The sequence below is a fragment of the Kordia sp. genome, assembly GCF_050633145.1.
GTDB lineage: Bacteria > Bacteroidota > Bacteroidia > Flavobacteriales > Flavobacteriaceae > Kordia.
The window spans coordinates 1-19138 of the sequence record NZ_JBOEFY010000069.1 but is presented as its reverse complement, the minus strand read 5'-3'; the positions used below and the strand labels follow the sequence as shown (position 1 = coordinate 19138).

At 32.5% G+C, this 19138-nt stretch carries 14 protein-coding genes; 10 read left to right on the top strand and 4 right to left on the bottom strand.

All coding sequences use genetic code 11. The features are described 5' to 3' along the window. Positions 1–25: 25 nt before the first annotated feature. From ACRBBL_RS24155 to ACRBBL_RS24125, 7 genes are all read left to right on the top strand, one after another. Positions 26–1348: a hypothetical protein gene (locus tag ACRBBL_RS24155; RefSeq protein ID WP_431371667.1), complete on the top strand. Its 1323-nt coding sequence runs from the start codon at positions 26–28 to the stop codon at positions 1346–1348. Then, complete coding sequence (locus ACRBBL_RS24150) at positions 1318–2769, top strand: hypothetical protein (protein ID WP_431371666.1); 1452 nt, start codon at positions 1318–1320, stop codon at positions 2767–2769. The genes ACRBBL_RS24155 and ACRBBL_RS24150 overlap by 31 nt, the downstream gene beginning before the upstream one ends. Positions 2770–2936: 167 nt before the next feature. After that, the gene (locus ACRBBL_RS24145; protein WP_431371665.1) at positions 2937–4577 is read left to right on the top strand and encodes a tetratricopeptide repeat protein; all 1641 of its coding nucleotides are present in this window, start codon (positions 2937–2939) and stop codon (positions 4575–4577) included. Between the two features lie 103 nt (positions 4578–4680). Continuing rightward, entirely contained in the window at positions 4681–9240 is a 4560-nt protein-coding gene (locus ACRBBL_RS24140; RefSeq protein ID WP_431371664.1) for a LamG-like jellyroll fold domain-containing protein, read from the top strand. Between the two features lie 326 nt (positions 9241–9566). Next, positions 9567–9980, top strand: coding sequence for an HYC_CC_PP family protein (locus tag ACRBBL_RS24135; RefSeq protein WP_431371663.1), 414 nt, complete (start codon positions 9567–9569; stop codon positions 9978–9980). An 86-nt stretch (positions 9981–10066) separates the two neighbouring features. Continuing rightward, positions 10067–12319 (top strand): TonB-dependent receptor, encoded by a 2253-nt coding sequence (locus tag ACRBBL_RS24130; protein WP_431371662.1) that lies wholly within the window; start codon positions 10067–10069, stop codon positions 12317–12319. A 19-nt stretch (positions 12320–12338) separates the two neighbouring features. Further along, a complete protein-coding gene (locus ACRBBL_RS24125) occupies positions 12339–12704 on the top strand; it encodes a heavy-metal-associated domain-containing protein (protein WP_431371661.1) in 366 nt (121 codons plus the stop codon). 212 nt (positions 12705–12916) lie between these two features. On the opposite strand, the gene ACRBBL_RS24120 is transcribed toward ACRBBL_RS24125, so the two are convergent. Then, entirely contained in the window at positions 12917–13537 is a 621-nt protein-coding gene (locus ACRBBL_RS24120) for a hypothetical protein (RefSeq protein WP_431371660.1), read from the bottom strand. 296 nt (positions 13538–13833) lie between these two features. Between ACRBBL_RS24120 and mnmE the strand changes: the two genes are divergently transcribed. Continuing rightward, entirely contained in the window at positions 13834–15228 is a 1395-nt protein-coding gene (gene mnmE / locus ACRBBL_RS24115) for a tRNA uridine-5-carboxymethylaminomethyl(34) synthesis GTPase MnmE (protein ID WP_431371659.1), read from the top strand. A gap of 59 nt (positions 15229–15287) precedes the next feature. Here mnmE and ACRBBL_RS24110 read toward each other — a convergent pair whose 3' ends face one another. Next, a complete protein-coding gene (locus ACRBBL_RS24110; RefSeq protein WP_431371658.1) occupies positions 15288–16433 on the bottom strand; it encodes a sensor histidine kinase in 1146 nt (381 codons plus the stop codon). A gap of 1 nt (position 16434) precedes the next feature. Continuing rightward, on the bottom strand, positions 16435–17211 hold the full coding sequence (locus ACRBBL_RS24105; protein WP_431371657.1) for a LytR/AlgR family response regulator transcription factor: 777 nt from the start codon (positions 17209–17211) through the stop codon (positions 16435–16437). Positions 17212–17591: 380 nt separating this feature from the next. Here ACRBBL_RS24105 and ACRBBL_RS24100 point away from each other — a divergent pair, with 380 nt between their 5' ends. Together ACRBBL_RS24100 and ACRBBL_RS24095 are read left to right on the top strand one after the other, a co-directional pair. Beyond that, on the top strand, positions 17592–17765 hold the full coding sequence (locus tag ACRBBL_RS24100) for a hypothetical protein (RefSeq protein WP_431371656.1): 174 nt from the start codon (positions 17592–17594) through the stop codon (positions 17763–17765). Positions 17766–17859: 94 nt separating this feature from the next. Beyond that, complete coding sequence (locus tag ACRBBL_RS24095; protein ID WP_431371655.1) at positions 17860–18042, top strand: hypothetical protein; 183 nt, start codon at positions 17860–17862, stop codon at positions 18040–18042. Positions 18043–18310: 268 nt separating this feature from the next. Here the strand turns inward: ACRBBL_RS24095 and ACRBBL_RS24090 are convergent. Then, positions 18311–19138: T9SS type B sorting domain-containing protein (locus ACRBBL_RS24090; protein ID WP_431371654.1), on the bottom strand; the 828-nt coding region annotated here is incomplete at its 5' end.

The window sequence follows — 19138 nt, the reverse complement described above, 5'->3', positions numbered from 1 at the left end:
AATTAATTGTAAATCATATTATTACATGAAAAAAAATACGATTTCACGCACTGTATTTTTAGTATTAATACTATTTTGTTATGCATGCATTTGTTCTGCCCAATGCGGAACAGGTCAAACATCAAATACCTATTGTCTGTCTCAATCTGATAGCAATGTTGTTGGTTTTGAATTCTGCCCAAATTCTGGTGAAATAGCACAATCGACCATCACTTCTGGAACCATAGGTTCAGTATTTGCAGGAATTCCAACAAATCTCATCAATCTAACAGTATATGAAGGTGCTTCGGGTTCAGGAACTAGTGGTAATATAGTCTTTGGACCTATCAATGGAGACATTAGTGGTAATGTGATTACAGCAACTAATCCAGATTTATGTCTAATCTTTGTTTTTACAAGTACGCCAGGTATTTTTAGTTGTGTCGAAGGTTTTGATACAGAAACACAAGTATGCAGTGAAAGCATTCCAGGAACAACAGTTTCGTTTACAGCACCTAATGATTTGTGTGTCACTTCTAGTATACAAACTGGATTAAGTGGCGGTTCACCTTCTGGCGGAGTATACTCTGGTGCAGGTATAACAGATGATGGAAACGGAACTACCTATTCTTTTGATCCTTCCATAGCTGGAGCAGGAACAATTACGATTACGTACACTAATGGCGGTAGTGCATCTGATACTGTAGATGTAATTGCCATTCCTACTATTAATTTTACAGCTCCATCCGATCTTTGTATTGATGCCGGAACTGTGGCGCTTAATTCAGCCACGCCATCTGGAGGCACATATTCTGGTACAGGAGTAACCAATACTGGACCCAACTACTTTTTCAATCCTGCATTTGCCGGAGTAGGAACACATACAATTACCTATACAGAACCCGGAGTTTGTGGAGCAACTGCAACAGATACCGTACAAGTTTTGGAAGCATGCGGATGTAGTGTGGGAGAATCATCCTATTTTTTCTGTGGCGGCGAAAATATAGAAACCGATTTGGTTGTTTTTGAAGTATGTCCGTCTCCTAATATGGCAGCTCAAGCTACTATAAATACAGGAACTTTTAGTAGTGGATTTGGAAATACCTTAACGGTATACGAAGGAGATGCTGGTTCAGGAACATCAGGAACAATCCTTTTTGGACCTGCGTCTGGAGATTTGACAAATACAGTAATCTCAGGAATAGGAGCCAACAAATGCCTCATATTTGTAAGCAATTCACTAAGTGGTTTTGGATGCCAAGATGGTTTTGAAACTTCTTTATCTGTATGTAGTATAGATATAGCACCTACAATTAGTTTTTCTGCTTTAAATGATATTTGCATAGACCAAGAGTCCAAAATAATTTAAATGGCGGATTTCCTATTGGAGGAGTATATTCAGGTACAGGAGTTACTGATAATGCAGATGGAATGACTTATAATTTCGATCCAAGTATTGCTAGCGCAGGAATTACAACAATTACATATACACAAAATGGAAACTCAACAACAGATAATGTAGAAGTCTTTGCACTACCAATAGTAACGCTTACCCTTCCTTCTAACCTTTGTGCAGAAGGAAATGGAGGCTTGCCAATTGGAGGTGTCTATAGCGGTCCAGGTGTAACAGACGATGGAAACGGAACTACATTTAGTTTTGATGCTAATACTGCAGGATCGGGAATGCATACCATTACCTATTCTTTTACTGATACCAATGGTTGTACCTCAGAAGCAACTGATGTGTATGAAGATACTGAAAAACCTGTAGTAACCTGTGTTGCTCCATTTACAATACAACTAGATGCTATGAGTAACGCCTCCATAACGGTTAACGATGTTCTTGTTAGTGCAACAGACAATTGTGGTGTGGAAACTATGAGTATTGATATAGATACTTTCGATTGTTCTCATATTGGCGATAATACAATTACCTTAACAGTTACGGATATCTCCGGAAATCAAGAAACGTGTACAACAATATTAACAGTAGAAGATCCGTTACAAAACTGCTCCATACGTATCAACCCTAAAATATATTTGCAAGGCGCAGCTTTAAACCCAAACACAGGAGAAGAAATGCTAATGCGTGATGATTTAAGAGTTGCAGGAATACTACCAACTACAAGTCCATATAGTGATAATGCAACCTGCAATGCCACAGTTTTCAATACTACTGGAACTGATGCTATTGTTGATTGGATTTGGGTAGAATTGCGCGATGCAACGGATAACACAATGATAATAGACTCAAAATCTGCGTTATTACAACGAGATGGAGATATTGTTGCCACAGATGGTATTTCTTCTATTGAATTCAATCAAACACCAGACAATTACCATATCGCTATCAAACACCGAAATCACATGGGAATCATGACTGTAAATACTGTCTCTTTGTCTGCTGTTACTACTTCCGTAGATTTTACCGATGCCAATAACCAAATTACCTATGGAACTAATGCACAAACGACCTCTGGAATGCCAACAGATACAGTTGCAATGTGGTCTGGAAATGCAAATAATGATACTGTTGTGCAATATTCAGGTACAACACCTGATACGCCAGACATACTATCAACAGTGCTTAATGATGCTGGAAACTTCTTAAATTTCCCAACCTATGCCATTAGTAATTATAATGTAAATGATGTGAATTTGGACGGAAATACACAATATTCAGGAACAAACCCTGATACACCTTTCATCTTACAAAACGTGTTGGCGCATCCTGGCAACTTTTTAAACTTTAGTACGTATCAAATTACGGAGCAATTGCCTGAGAATTAAAAAAGGTTTTTACTTAATAAACACTTATAAAGTCACTTAAGAAATTGAGTGACTTTATTTTTTAGAAATAGAAATTATCATTATTTATCATCAGTATCAATAGTATCTAATAGTAATTCAATAGAATCTTAGAAAGAATTATTCTCTAATTACTAACTTTGTTGATGATGAGATACTTTCCAATTCTTTTATTCCTGTTAATTGCTACACTTTCTTTTTCGCAAGAATCTGTAAATAAACTAATTGATCTTGAAGAAAAACTAAAAAAAGCGGTTTCTAATACAGAAAAAATCAATGCCTTACTAGCTTTGGCTGAGTATGAATTAGATCATAATTTTGGAAGAGTTGAGTATATACTACAAGAAGCTTCTTTACTTACTAAAAATGATATTAGCTTAGATAAGCGTTATACAGCATTAACGGAAGTACAATTAGGTGTTCTCAAACGTAAAAAAGCACAGTATACAGATGCAGCCCTTCATTACTTCAGTGCACTCTCCTATTTTGAAAAAATAAAAGATACCGCTAACATTGCTGATATTTATCACAACATTGGAATGATTCATAAGTTTCAAAGAGACTATAAAACCTCAAATGAATATTTTAATAAAGCCATACAGCTCAATAATGCAATAAAAAACAAATTAGGAGTTGGCTTGGCATTGACTGCGAAAGGAAGTAGTTATAGAGCTTTAAAAAAGTATAAAGAAGCTGAATCATATTACACAAAAGCTAAAAATATATTTACTGAAATCAATAATATGAAAAGGCTGGAACAAGTCAATAATTTCTTGGTGTTGCTATACACAAAAACAGGCAGAATTGAAGAAGCACTGCAACTTGCCAAACACAATATTGCGCGTTCTAAAAAAAATAATGAAGTAATCAATCTTACAAGTAACTATCTAAATATATCAAATGTTTATTACAAGAAAAAAGAATACAGACTTGCAGGTAAATTTGTGGATTCAGCATTAAAACTTTCTAAAAAAGAAGGTTTAAAACAAAAAATAGTAGCTGCATATTCAAAAAAAAGTAGGCTGTGGTATCAGTTAGAAAACTATAAAGCGGCGTATATTACACATAGAAAATTTAAAAAACATTCGGACTCTCTTTTTAATATAGAAACCACTAAAAAACTGAAAGAGTTAGAGTTACAATACAAGTTTGAACAAGAACGCAAAGAAATTGAACTGATTACAAAGTCTGAAGCTACTCAAAAAAAATTGTATTTTTTTTTATTCCTGCTCACACTCATAAGTGCAGTTTTAGCAGGATTATTAATCAAACGAAATTATAAAAATCGTTCAAAAATCGCAGCAGAAAAATTAGCAAAAGAACAGGTTCAAAAAAAACTATTGGGCGAAAAAGTGAAAGTTAACGAAGAAGAAACGAAACGCTTAGTCGCTGATAATTCCATGCGCTTAGAATTTAAACAAGAGTTATTGAATCATTTAAAAACCGAAACGTTAAACGTAAGCACTTTTGAAGAAATGAGAAATACAGTGAACTCAATAATTTCAAAGTTGCAATTACAAATTACTACTGAAAAAAAATTCTCTTCCATTCAAGATAAAATAGAAGATGTCAATAAAGGCTTCGATACGAAACTCCGAGAACTATATCCAAAACTAACAAAAACCGATCGTGAAATTTGTGCACTCATGCGTTTAAATCTCTCTATAAAAGAGATCGCTACCATTAGAAATTCGTCAATTGATGCTGTAAAAGCGGCACGATATCGAATTCGAAAAAAGATGAATCTGATTGCAGGACAAGAATTAGAATATATCATTCAGAGCTTATAAAATAAGGGCTGTCACTTTTTGTTACTTATAAAAAACAGCGATATCCTTCTCTCATTTTTTGCATTAGTTATTTTTGCTTCAAAATTGCTAATGCTATCATTCCATGAAAAAAAATACACTCTTATTTTTCCTGCTACTAACTTCATATTCATTTTCTCAAACTACGTATATTCCCGATGATAATTTTGAAAACTATCTAGAAACACATGATGCCTCAGGCATCATTGTTCCCTTAGGAGATGCTGCTAGTATGGGAAATGGGATTGCGAATGATGATTATGTGTATACAAGTAGAATTGAAAATGTCACGTTTTTATCTGTTTCTTTTATTGGAATTCAAGATTTTACAGGTATTGAAGGCTTTACAGCCTTGGAAAGTCTTTACTGTTCTAATAATGCAGTAACAAGCCTAGACCTTACTAATAATTTAAACCTAAAAATACTTCAATGTTCAGATGTAGGACTAACAAGCCTAAACCTAAATGGTTTGATCGCATTGGAAGAGGTTCAAGCTCCTAGAAATAATTTAACTACTATAGATGTTTCTACAAATATAGCCTTAACCGATCTTACGCTTTCCACAAACAACTTGTCTTCACTCAATGTAAGCGCAAATACTTTATTAGAAGACTTACAAGTACATGAAACGACTTTAACTAGTATAGATTTAAGTACAAATATAAATCTAACAAGAATCATTATTTCATTAAATCAACTTACTGAATTAGACCTCACAAACAACCCATTGATTGACTATTTAAATTGTGGGAGAAACCCGATTACAAATTTAAATGTAAATCACTTAACTAATTTGGATCGTTTAATTGTTGATGAAACTTCTATTACTTCTTTAGATTTAAGCAATAATAGTATCTTAGAAATACTTTCTGCTGCTGATCTTCCAAATTTTGAATCTCTAAATTTAAAAAACGGGAATAACAGTATCATTACTAATTTTGAAGTAGTAAACAATCCAAATTTAACCTGTATTGAGGTTGATAACCCAACTGCTGCTTACTTAAATACTTGGCAAAAAGATGCTGGTACAGTTTTTAGTTTAGATTGTCGAGAAACCTTTGTCCCTGACGATAATTTTGAAAACTACCTAGAAACACACAATGCCTCAGGCGCACTTGTTCCCTTTGGTGATGCTACAAGTATGGGAAATGGTATTGCAAACGATAATTATGTATATACAAGTCGAACTGAAAATGTTACTTTATTACTTCTTACCTTTTTAGGAATTCAAGATTTTACAGGTATTGAAGACTTTACAGCCTTGGAAAGTCTTTACTGTTCTAATAATGCAGCAACAAGCCTAGATCTTACTAATAATTTAAACCTAAAAATACTTCAATGTTCCGATGCAGGACTCACAAACCTTAATATAAATGGTTTGATCGCATTGGAAGAGGTTCAAGCTGCTAGAAATAATTTAACTACTGTAGATGTTTCTACAAATATAGCCTTAACCGATCTTGTGCTTTCCTCAAACAACTTGTCTTCACTCAATATAAGCGCAAATACTTTATTAGAAGATTTACAAGTACATGAAACCACGTTAACTAGTATAGATTTAAGTACAAATGTAAATCTAACAAGAATCATTATTTCATTAAATCAACTTACTGAATTAGATCTCACAAACAATCCTTTGATTGACTATTTAAATTGTGATAGAAACCCGATTACAAATTTAAATGTAAATCACCTAACGAATCTAGATCGTTTAATTGTTGATGAAACTGCTATTACTTCTTTAGATTTAAGCAATAATAGCAACTTACGAATACTCTCTGCAAATGATCTTCCAAACTTTGAATACCTAAACTTAAAAAACGGAAATAACGGCATCATTAATGATTTTGAAGTAGTCAACAATCCAAATTTAACCTGTATTGAGGTAGATGATCCTACTGCGACATACTTAACAACTTGGGTAAAAGATGCTACAGCTAGTTTTGCACAATATTGTAGATTTACTTATGTACCTGATGATAATTTTGAAAATTATTTAGAAACTCATAATATCAATACTGGAGTAGTTTCTATAGGAAATCCAGCAAGTTTGGGAAATGGTATTATGGATGATATGGTTCCTACAGAAAAAATAGAAAGTGTTACATTCTTGAATATACCTAACCAAAACATTGCCGATTTAACAGGTATTGAAGATTTTTCAGGCTTAACTAGACTATGGCTTCAAAATAATCTATTAACAACATTAGATGTTAGTCAGAACCTAGTATTAGAAGAATTATTCGCTACTAATATGTCTTTAAACAGTATCAATCTTACTGGAGTAACAACCTTAGAAGAATTAAATGTAGCAAATAGTAATTTAACAACTATTGACCTTTCAACAAATATAAACCTAGCGTATTTAGATGTAGAATCTAACAACTTAACGACATTAAATATTAACAATCAGAACTTAACAAGCTTAACTTTTTCTGATAATGCAATTGCTGTTATAGACTTAAGCAATCAAACCAATTTAACATCATTATGGTGCGAAAACACCAGTGTTTCAACATTGGATTTCCAAAACAACACACTATTAGAAGTCTTAAAATGTGGAAATACTTCCCTCAATGCTTTAGATGTTTCAATGCTTACGGCATTACTCGATTTGTCTTTTGAAAACACGAATGTATCGACTATCGATTTAAGTAATAATGTAATTTTAAAAGATGTAACTTGTGATGAAACGCCACTTATAGCATTAGATCTAAGTACATTGATTGCGTTGGATGATTTTTCTTGTAAAAATAGTCAGCTAGAAAGCCTAAATCTACAAAATGGATTCAATACAAATATCAATACAATAGACATTACTGGGAATCCAAACCTAACTTGTGTATTAGTTGATAACCAAACGTATGCAAATACGTATTGGACAAATAAAGATACGCAAACTGTTTATAGTGAAACCTCGTGTGATCAATCGATGGAATGCCCTGCTGATATTACTCAGGATGCAGACTCAATGGAATGTTTAACAGAAGTAGAAGTCACAACTCCTACGGTATATGCTACCACAGAAACTGTTGGACAAGCATTAAATTTTGACGGAAGTAACGATCGAATCACAGTTGCAAATGGTTTTGCAAATGATTTAAGCGAAGTGACAATAGAAGTCAAAGTGAACTTTGAAACAATAAGCAATTGGGATACCTTATTAAATTATGCTGGTTGGAGTACTGGATATTTACATTTTCAATTAAATTCTGGAGGACAATTAGGTTGGTCTGTAAATGGAAACTCTCCAACGGATCAATATATTAGTTTAGGTTTACAAACCAATACATGGTATAATTTGGCTGTTACGTATTCTGCTACGGATAAAAAAACACACTTTTATTTAAATGGTGTATTGCAAAGTGAACGCACCTACTCGACTGCAATTCCATTAATTGCCAATAGAGCGTTCTCTATAGGAGCTTGGAATTCTAGAATGCTCGATGGTAGTATTGACGATTTTCGTATATGGAATACGGTACGTACACAAACTGAAATTCAATCAGCTTTAGACATTCCGCTATCTGGAAATGAAGTTGGATTGATTGCCTATTACAATTTCAATGAAGGCGATGCCTGTGTTGACAACTCAAGCATTACAACAATTACAGATCAAGTAAATGGTACCTACAATGCAACTCTACATAATTTTAATCTTACAGACACAGCTACAAATTGTAGTTCAAACTTTGTAAACGGGACCATTCAAGACTATTTACTTGTGAATGACTATAACAATTCTACATTACTTACAGAAGATTTTCCTGCTGGAACTACCAATGTAACATGGACGCTAACTAATAGCGAAAATCAAGTAAGTACTTGTAATCAAGTCATCACAGTAAATAATTTTAATTCGGCTTGTTATGAAGTATCAATTAGTCCAAAAGCATATTTACAAGGAGCCTTACTCAATCCAAATACAGGTGAAGAAAACTGGATGCGTGACGATTTACGTGTCGCGGGTATAATTCCAACAACATCTCCATATGAAATGTCTGTAATAGATGCATCTGTATTAAATATAGCTGGTCAAGATGCTATTGTAGATTGGGTACAAATTGAATTGAGAGATGCTACAGATAATACCTTGGTGATAGCTGAAAAAAGTGCCCTACTCCAACGAGATGGTGATATTGTAGATTTAGATGGAAGCTCTCCAGTTGTATTTTCTGTAAGTCATAAAAATTACTATATCGTTATCAAGCACAGCAATCATTTAGGAATTATGTCTGCAAATACAATGTCCTTATCTGATACTACAACTATTGTCGATTTTACAAACGGAAACAATCAAATTACGTATGGAAGCAATGCACAAACTACGTTTGGAATGCCAACAGACGTTCTAGCAATGTGGTGTGGAAATGCAAATGCAGATACAGTTGTTCAATATTCAGGAACAACTCCTGATACGCCAAACATACTATCTAAGGTCCTTAATGACCCAGGAAACTTTTTAAACTTTCCAACTTATGCAGTTTCTGGTTATAGTACCGATGACATAAATATGAATGGAAACACACAATACTCTGGAACAAACCCAGATACACCTTTCATTCTTCAAAATATATTGGCACATCCTGGAAACTTTCTAAATTTTAGTACGTATCAAATTATAGAACAATTGCCAGAAAATTAAAATTTATAAACAGGGTTAAAAGTTAATCTTAGTCCTAAGTACATAAACGTCATCTGTAAAAAGATGGCATTTTTTTTATTTTACTACCCAATAAAACTAGACTCTTATAGGTTTTCAAACTACATTCGAAAAAAATATAAAATAACTACAATAATAGTGCTATTCTATTGAATATATTGTTTTCACAAATTATATAAATAAGTGATAAACTTTGTTTTTGACGATTTATTTTAAAGGCCTAAAAAAAACTCATAAAGAGGCAATCGCTAATTGTTAATTCCTCTCAAAAAAAGAAAACATATGAATCTTTTACTTAGTTTTGTACTGTGATACTACAATTAGCACATAGAATTTTTGCGAGCTGTATGGCCGTTTTAATACTGTTATCTACAGTAACATTTGCTGTTACTAAAAGATACTGCAATAATGATTTAGTAGATATTACTGTATTCTCAAAGTTTGAAGACTGTTGCGATGAAGAAACTAAAAATACAACTATAGAAGCTAGCAATAAAAAATGTTGCATAGATAAAATCGAAATTATAGAAGGGCAACAATTAGTTAAAAATTCTTTTTTTGATAATCTTGATTCTCATGAACAATTAGCGCTTTTTACGTTTGTTTATAGCTATACAAACCTTTTCGAAGGATTGCCGCAACATATCATTCCACATAAAGAATATGCTCCTCCCAAATTAATCGTTGACAAACAAACCTTAGAACAAGTTTTTCTTATTTGATTTTAAAGTAATATAATTTAGCGCGTTTTGTATATCAGTAGCATACAAAACATGATTTACGAATATATTAATTTTAAAATATTACTTTGAAACATTTATTATATCTATTAATACTATTTCCCTGTATCCTTTTCTCTCAAGAAAACATTAGCGGAGTTGTATATGAAGCCAATGAGAAAAAAGAAGTTACACCAATTTTAGGCGCCAATGTCTACTGGATGGGAACTTCTGTAGGTACAACAACTAATATAGACGGAGAATTTACGCTTACGTATAAAAAAGACTATAAAAAACTTATTATTAGCTATGTAGGATATAAAACAGATACAATTACTGTCAATACGCCTACATATATTAAACATTGGTTGCAACCAAAAAGCAACTTAGATGAAGTACATCTATCCGCAAAGAAGCAAACTACTTTAAAATCATATTTACGCTCAGAAAATATTGCGACTATGAGTAGCGATGAACTTCTTAAGTCTGCTTGTTGTAATCTTTGTGAAAGCTTTGAAACAAATCCTTCTATCGATGTCAATTTTGCGGATGCACTTACAGGTACGCGCCAAATAAAAATGTTAGGTTTAACGAGTCCATATATATTAACATCCATTGAGACAGTTCCATCAGTAAGAGGTGCCGCACAAACTTTCGGATTGAGTTTCATTCCAGGAACTTGGGTAGAAAGTATCCAAATAACCAAAGGCACAGGAAGTGTTACAAATGGTTTTGAAAGCATTGCAGGAGAAATAAATGCAAAGCTTATGAAGCCAGTTAAAGACAATAAATTCTTTGTAAATGCATACGCTTCAGGAAATGGACGTTTAGAATTAAATACACATCTAAACACTAAAATCAGTGATAAGATTTATACAGGTTTGTATCTTCATGGAGATACCAGAAATAGTACGTTTGACAGAAACAATGATACGTTTTTAGATGTTCCTTTAACAAAACAAATCAATGTGATGAATCGCTGGCAATACATCAATTTAGATAAAGGTATTGTGGGCTTGTTCAATGTTAGATTTCTGAATGACGAAAAACAAATGGGACAAACTAATTTTGATCCTGATGCGCATAAATTTACAACTGACTTTTGGGGAAGTGAGATTGACACAAGGCGTATAGACATTGCAGGGAAGTTCAGTTATTCAAATCCCGAAATATCGTATCAAAAATTTGATTTACAAATACATTTTAGCAGTCATCATCAAGCGTCTTATTTTGGGCAAAAAATTTATAACATCAATCATAACAGCTTATATTCTAGAGTTGTATATGCTTCTATTATTGGAGATACACGACATAAATTTAAAACAGGTCTAAGTTTTTCTTCAGATCATTATAATGAAGATGTAGGACTGTATACAAATGTGATGCAATATAGACGTGATGAAAATGGAATAGGTGCATTTTTTGAGTATAATTTTGACGATTTAGAAGATTTCAATATTACAACTGGTGTACGTATAGATCATAACAATCTTTTAGGCACTTTTATAACTCCTCGTCTAAATTTACGCTATACGCCATGGGAAAAAGCTGCACTTAAAGTTTCTATCGGAAGAGGTAAACGCAGTGCTGCTATTTTTGCTGAAAATCAAAATATGTTTGCAAGTTCAAGAAATATAAACATTATAAATTCTGGTGGAAATATCTACGGCCTAGACCCTGAAATTGCTTGGAACTATGGAATCTCTTATATGCAAGGATTTAATTTATTTGAACGAAAAGCAGATATAACGTTCGATTTTTACAGAACTGATTTCCAAAATCAAGTAGTTGTAGACTGGGAAAATCCTGAAGCCGTTAGTTTTTATAATTTAAATGGTGATAGTTATGCCAATAGTTTTCAAGCTGAGTTTAATTATAATGTATTTGAAGGGTTTGACTTGCGTTTAGCGTATAAGTATTTTGATGTTAAAACACAGTATCTATCAGGAAAACTGACAAAACCACTAACACCAAAGCACCGCTTATTCGCAAATGCTGCCTATGAGACCAAAAAGAATGAACATACGAAAGGGCAATGGAAATTTGACCTTACTTTTAATTGGCTAGATGCACAACGATTTGCATCAACAGTAACGAATCCTATACAGTACCAATTGCCTGAATATTCAGATAATGTAGGAACATTGAATGTACAAGTAACAAAAGTATTTTCATCGAAGTTTGAAATCTATATTGGAGGCGAAAATATTACCAATGTTAAACAGAATAATCCTATTTTAGAAGCCAATAACCCTTTTGGAAATAATTTTGATACTACCTTTGTGTATGGACCAATTTTTGGAAGTACCTATTACGGAGGTTTAAGATATAAACTGAATTAAAAATTAAAACACAACGAAAATGAAAAAAATACTAATCTTATTATTTGTCTTTACGAGCACTTTAGCCTTTTCACAAAACAAGAATGCCAAAGCTACCATTGAAGTTGATGGCGTTTGTGGAATGTGTAAAGAACGTATTGAGAAAGCAAGTATAAAAACTAAAGGTGTAAAATCTGCAGTTTGGAATGTGAAAACGCATAAGTTAAAATTAATTTATAACGAAGCAAAGACAGATTTAGCAACTATTAAGAAAAACATTGCAGCTGTCGGACACGACTCTAAGGATGTAAAAGCTTCTAAAGAGGCGTATGCAACTGTACATGGATGTTGTAAATATAGAGATGAAGATGTTAGAAAAGCACATAAAAATGACAATGATAAGTAAATGAATTCTGGATTCAATTAACAACTTATACACTATGAAGGACTTTTTAGAGAGTCCTTCATAGTGATCTACAAAAGAGTATACCGTAAAAATTTAGAACTAAAATCAAAGTACATTCTTTTGAAGCTTACATGTGTTTTTTTAATAGCATTAGAAGTAATTATAGCTACTCATTCGGAAATTCTTCTTAATGCGAGTAAAATAAATAGGTTTTATTTTTGACTTTCTATTTTAAACATATATCCATCTTCGGCATTTCCATTCAAAGAAACTACTGCTTCCGAGACACCTTCTAAATTCATCTCAAAGAAATGGTCAGTATTCAATACGGCAGAATTTAGCAACTCACCTTCTTGAATTTCAGAAGCGATTCCCCAATATAATTTTGGTTTCAATACAAACGTAGCTTTTTGCCCGTATCCTACAATCTTTTTCGAAAGCATTAATTTCCCATCTTTATATAGAGAAGCGCTAATACCATTTTGAATGTTAATATCGTTATTCACATCAATCGACTTCGTATCAGAAGCATTTCCATTGGCTTGAAGCACAACTCCTGTTTCATCCTTACTTACTGTGTAGCGTCGTCCAATATTAGCTGGTAATACTTGTGTTCTGTTTATTCCGTCATTCCATGTGGCATCTACTTCTGTATCTAAAGGAAATACAAAACTACTTGCAGAACCTCTTCCTATATCAGGAATCGTGCGCCAAGCTATACCTTCTTTCAATGTATCAAAAGTTGGTGTTTCATTTTTAGTAAATACAAAAACCGTTGGAAGGTCTTTGTTCATTGATTTGTTTATGTAGGTAATTTGAATGTCTCTTGCCATAATTATGTTTGGGCTTTTAAATGATTAATTAATATATAAAAATTCGGTAGTGTTTTATTTTCCCTAATAAGGAAGTGTAATTTAAGCTCAAAAGTTATAAAAAAAATACTGATATAAAATAGTCAATAATGAACGTATTTTTTCTTATGGCAAAACCAACTGAAGAATATTTTTTATAGATACAATCTATAGATGGCATAAAACTATATCCAAATTTTAATAGCAATATCTCAAAACCGAACACCTAATACCCAAAACCCAAACATATTCCCTACTTTTGCACAAATTATATAAATATGATTCCAAATGATACAATTGTGGCTTTGGCAACGCCTTCTGGCGCTGGTGCTATTTCTGTAATTCGAGTTTCTGGAAAAGATGCCATTACTATTTGTGAGCCACTTTTTAAGTCAATTCGTAATAAGAAATTGAGCAAGCAAAAATCGCACACCATTCATTTAGGTCATATTATTGATGAAGATCGTTATTTAGATGAAGTTTTAGTGTCTTTGTTTAAAGGACCAAACTCGTATACAGGTGAAAATACCATTGAAATCTCTTGTCATGGTTCTGTGTACATTCAGCAGCAAATCATTCAATTACTATTGCGTAATGGCTGTAGAAATGCCAATGCAGGAGAATTTACCTTGCGATCATTCTTAAACGGAAAACTCGATTTATCGCAAGCAGAAGCTGTGGCTGATTTAATTGCGAGCGATTCGGAAGCTTCACATCAATTAGCGATGCAGCAAATGCGTGGCGGATTTAGTAATGAAATCAAAAACTTGCGTGAAGAACTCTTAAACTTTGCTTCTTTAATAGAATTAGAACTCGATTTTGCAGAAGAAGATGTCGAATTTGCCGATCGTACACAATTCAAAACCTTAGTAAAACGCATTCAATTTGTCTTAAAACGATTGATTGATTCTTTTGCGGTTGGAAACGTCATTAAAAACGGAATTCCTGTGGCGATAGTTGGTGAACCAAACGTGGGGAAATCTACCTTACTAAATGCTTTATTAAATGAAGAACGCGCTATTGTTTCCGACATTGCAGGTACTACTCGTGATACCATTGAAGATGAATTAATTATTGACGGAATCTCGTTTCGATTCATTGATACGGCTGGAATTAGAGAAACCAAAGATGTAGTTGAAAGCATCGGAATTCAAAAAACATTCGAAAAAATAGAACAAGCACAAGTCGTTATTTACTTGTTTGATGCTTCGCTCCTATCCAACGATCAAGAGAAATCAAAATTGATGTTGCAGGAAATTCACAAGCTTCAAAATAAATTTCCACTCAAGCCAATCGTAATCGTTTCCAACAAAATTGACAAAGGAGATGAAACATTTATCAAAAATACATTTGAATTTGACAACTTATTACTGCTTTCTGCCAAAGAAAATATTGGCGTTGACGACTTAAAAAACAAACTCGTTTCCTTTGTAAATACAGGTGCTTTACGTAATAATGAAACCATTATTACAAACACACGTCATTACGATGCCTTACTAAAAGCATTGGAAGAAATTGACAAAGTACATTACGGTTTAGAATCTGGATTATCGGGTGATTTAATGGCTATTGACATTCGACAAGCTTTATATCATTTCGGAGAAATCACAGGAGAAATTACAAGTGATGATTTGCTAGGAAACATCTTTGCTAATTTTTGTATTGGGAAGTAGTCCTCCAGCAATTCCATTTATCACAGCTAAAAAACAATTCGTCTATTTTATTTTTAAAATTACAATGTTCCTTTAATAATTGATTTCTGATATCGTGGAATTTTAATACTAACTATAACCCAATTATCTACATTTTCGACTTGAAACGTATAGTTGTTTTTATATAAAGTGTCTAGGCGATTCATAATATTACTGATTCCTGTCCCTTTGCTCGTTAATTCCTTTAAGGTAGCTGCTATTGGAGTCCCATTATTTTTAATTTCAATACATAAATACTCCTCTTTTTCAGTAATAGAAACAACTATTTGTAAAGCATCCGTATTTCTACTAAAACCATGTTTTATCGCATTTTCTACAATAGGTTGAATCATCATCAACGGAACAGGTGTACTTTCAATATTTGGAGCAATGTGTGTCGTAATGGTTAAATGATCGGAATAACGAATTGAAATAATGTCAATATACTTTTGTAATATATAAAGTTCCTGTGCCAAAGTATTGAAATGATCTTCTTTTAAAACAATTACTTCTCTTAAAAGATCGCTCAAATCGTTCAGCATATTCTGAGCTTGTTTTGTATTAGTCTCAATTAAAGAAGAAATATTATGAAGCGTATTGAACAAAAAATGAGGTTGTAATTGTGATTTTAATACGCGCATTCTGGTATCTGTCAATTGTTCGGCAAGCAATGCTCTTTGCAATTTTTCTGTTTTCAATCTACTACTATAATAATAGGTATAAATAATACTAGTAATTCCAAAATATGTTAAAAAAGTGTAATTCAAATACGCAATAGTCATACTAAAAGAGGTGTAATATTGGAACTCTTCATAGGTTATTTGCCCAATTAATAATAAAGCACCTGAATGCGCTACTGAAAAGAACCATCCAATGCAGAGTGATACAATTACATGAAAAAGAATAATATAGAAATAGCCAATATTTTTATCAAAAAATTTTCGAGTAACAATTGCTACGATTGACATAAAGAAGAAAACTACAATCCAATCGATGATAAAATGCTTTAAGAAAACCTCTAAAACGGTATATGCTTTTTCATCAATGATTCGAAAATATAGAACTCTAAAAAAAGTAACAGCGGCAGTAATTAAGCTGAATATAGCAACAATTTGCAGCAATCGTATATCAAGGTTTCTTTTCGCCCAATTTAAATTTGTCTTAGTGTTTGAAAAATGTGTGTCCATTTTACATTCCGATTTTATTTAGAAACTCTTTTTTATAGGTTTTACTAACTCTAAACATTTTATGATCTTTCATCTTTACATCTAATTCTCCAAAATTAGAATGAATTAATTCGCTCATGCAAACGGTATTAATTATTGTAGATCGATGTATTCTAACAAATGTATTTGGATTCAGTTTTTGAATCAGTTTTGTAAGTGATGCTCTCAGCACGTATTTTTTATGTTCTGTATGAATTTCAGCATAATAACTAGAAGCGGTAATGTAAATGATATCTGAAGTAGCCACAAAATGCACTTTATTTCCTGTCCGAATAGGGAGATTGAAACTGAAATCTTGTTGCACATCGTTTTGAGGAGTTTTAATCATTGTTAAAAGTTGATCTAAGCGTTCATTGAATGCTTTATGACTTCCTTGTGCATGATGATCAATAATATGATCTACAGTTTTATAAAAGCGTTCATCTTTAAATGGTTTTAATAAATAATCGAAAGCTAAATAATCAAAAGCTTTTAGGGCAAACTCGTCATAGGCAGTGACAAAAACGATCAATGTTTTTTTTGAAATTTTCAGTTTTTCTAACACTTCAAAACCCGTCATATCCTTCATTTGAATATCCAAAAAAATCAAATCGGGTGTATATGCTTCTATTTTAGAAATAGCTTCGCTTCCTGTTCTACATTCATCAAGTATTTGAATTTGACTACGATCTGTTAACAGGTTTCTAATCCGTTGTCTCGCTAACGGTTCATCATCTATAATAAGTGTAGTGATTTGCATAAAAAATAGTTCTGTCAGAAAAAATACATAATTATTTTTTTCTCAACTGTCTATTTAGCAACATTAACATCAATAAAAGCAGGCTTTGCATAGCAAATCGAATACATTCACATCAAAAAAAAGTCACTTTACTTCATCAAGTAGCTTGCTAAATCCTACACAATAAGGAATATTATGTTAAGATTTTTAACACATTTCAGTAAGAATAATATTATATCAAAAAATAGTTGTTTCAAATCCTTTTAAATCCATTTCACTTCCTTCTAACATCTTGACAACAAGAGTATTTATACATTTGAGTATATCAAGATTGCAATCAAAGTTGGAAATCCTGACCGACTATTAACATTCAGGAAATAACAATTTTAAATTTTAAAACGATGAAAAAAAGGAATTCAAAAAAGCTATTGGAGATAAAGAAATCTAACATTGCTCAACTTAATGAAAATCAAAAATCATCACTACAAGGAGGATATACTTTTACAACGGTTTACTACACGCTCATTACCATTCAAACCTTTACAGAATTTTGCAATCCACCAGAAGGAAATTAGATATCGTTTTTAAAACATAATAACAGGCCATAGAAGTCAGAAATCCTGACTGACTTAAAATATTCAGGAAGTATCAATTTTAAATTTTTAACCGATGAAGAAAAGGAAATCAAAACAGATGCTAACTTTCAAAAAGGCTAACATCGCTCAATTAAACGAAAAAGAAATAGGAACGCTCAATGGTGGATCTAGTGGTCCATATACAGTTATTACCCTAACAATGATTAGTGAATGTACAAGTATATTATGTACTATTCCGCCAGATACAGAAGTATAACTTTTAAAGTTACTTAAAATTTTTTGTGCAGACTTCCTCTTAAAAATATAAGAGGAAGTTCTGTTATATTTTTTTTATAAAGAAACCAGCAAACTAAAAATTAATCTCGCCAAAATCTTTTAGATACAGAATGAAAAGAAACACAATTTGCGGCTGAATCTCGTTTACAAAACGAATCGCAATCCGTAGAAGAAATTCATTTCACGCCTGGAACGTCATTTTTTATGAAAGCGAGTATTACATATCGGTTTTAGAAAATACATAGCAATCATCGCTTTAAAGTAATATGCGTACTATACTTAAACTGCTGTCCATTTTCAGTATATTCAATAGAAATCCAGTAATCGCTTGATGGTAGCTTATTTCCATTATATGTTCCATCCCATGTTGGGTAGTTAGGCGTTAAAATAGTGATCATTTTTCCGTATCTATCATAAATGTACACGAGATAATCACAGTTAAATATGTTTTCTAAGTGCCAAACATCATTATAACCATCTGCATTTGGTGTAAAAAATCTTCGAACTCTAAAACAAGATTCTATTCGTTCTTCACAGGTAAGTTCAATTACCGAAAACAACATTGAACAATCATTTCCGCTTCCCGTAATTGTGACGTCACTATAGATACCAGCACCCAGACTTTCTATTCGTATAACTCCTTGCGCGTCCGAAGCTAAATTTAAAATAATTAATTCATCATTTAATATATATGAAACATTATAAACTGTATTAGGTGTTGCTCCTTCAAATAAAATAACTCCATCATTTTCTTCACAATCTGTAGGGTTTTCAAAACTAAATGTGATCGTAAATGTGGGATTTTCCAAAAGAATATTGACAACATTAGCAATACAATTTGTAGATATTTCTTCCACAACAATCGATTCGTACAATCCGCTTCCCAAATTATTCAAAACAATAGTTCCTGAAGCATCTGAATTTACTATAACAGTAGTTGTTGTGCCATTTAAACTATAGGAAACACTATAAGCTGTAGTTGCATTTGCATCTTCAAAAATAATAGAACCATCTGCAATGCCACAAGCACTTGGATTTGTAAAACTAGAGTTTACCGAGAATGCTGAGTCTTCTAA

Bases quoted from the DNA above. Each gene is read 5' to 3' on its own strand.
- mnmE (WP_431371659.1), top strand. From the start codon at position 13,834: ATGATTCCAAATGATACAATTGTGGCTTTGGCAACGCCTTCTGGCGCT.
- ACRBBL_RS24145 (WP_431371665.1), top strand. From the start codon at position 2,937: ATGAGATACTTTCCAATTCTTTTATTCCTGTTAATTGCTACACTTTCT.
- ACRBBL_RS24125 (WP_431371661.1), top strand. From the start codon at position 12,339: ATGAAAAAAATACTAATCTTATTATTTGTCTTTACGAGCACTTTAGCC.
- ACRBBL_RS24100 (WP_431371656.1), top strand. From the start codon at position 17,592: ATGAAAAAAAGGAATTCAAAAAAGCTATTGGAGATAAAGAAATCTAAC.
- ACRBBL_RS24155 (WP_431371667.1), top strand. From the start codon at position 26: ATGAAAAAAAATACGATTTCACGCACTGTATTTTTAGTATTAATACTA.
- ACRBBL_RS24105 (WP_431371657.1), bottom strand. From the start codon at position 17,211: ATGCAAATCACTACACTTATTATAGATGATGAACCGTTAGCGAGACAA.
- ACRBBL_RS24110 (WP_431371658.1), bottom strand. From the start codon at position 16,433: ATGGACACACATTTTTCAAACACTAAGACAAATTTAAATTGGGCGAAA.
- ACRBBL_RS24140 (WP_431371664.1), top strand. From the start codon at position 4,681: ATGAAAAAAAATACACTCTTATTTTTCCTGCTACTAACTTCATATTCA.
- ACRBBL_RS24120 (WP_431371660.1), bottom strand. From the start codon at position 13,537: ATGGCAAGAGACATTCAAATTACCTACATAAACAAATCAATGAACAAA.
- ACRBBL_RS24095 (WP_431371655.1), top strand. From the start codon at position 17,860: ATGAAGAAAAGGAAATCAAAACAGATGCTAACTTTCAAAAAGGCTAAC.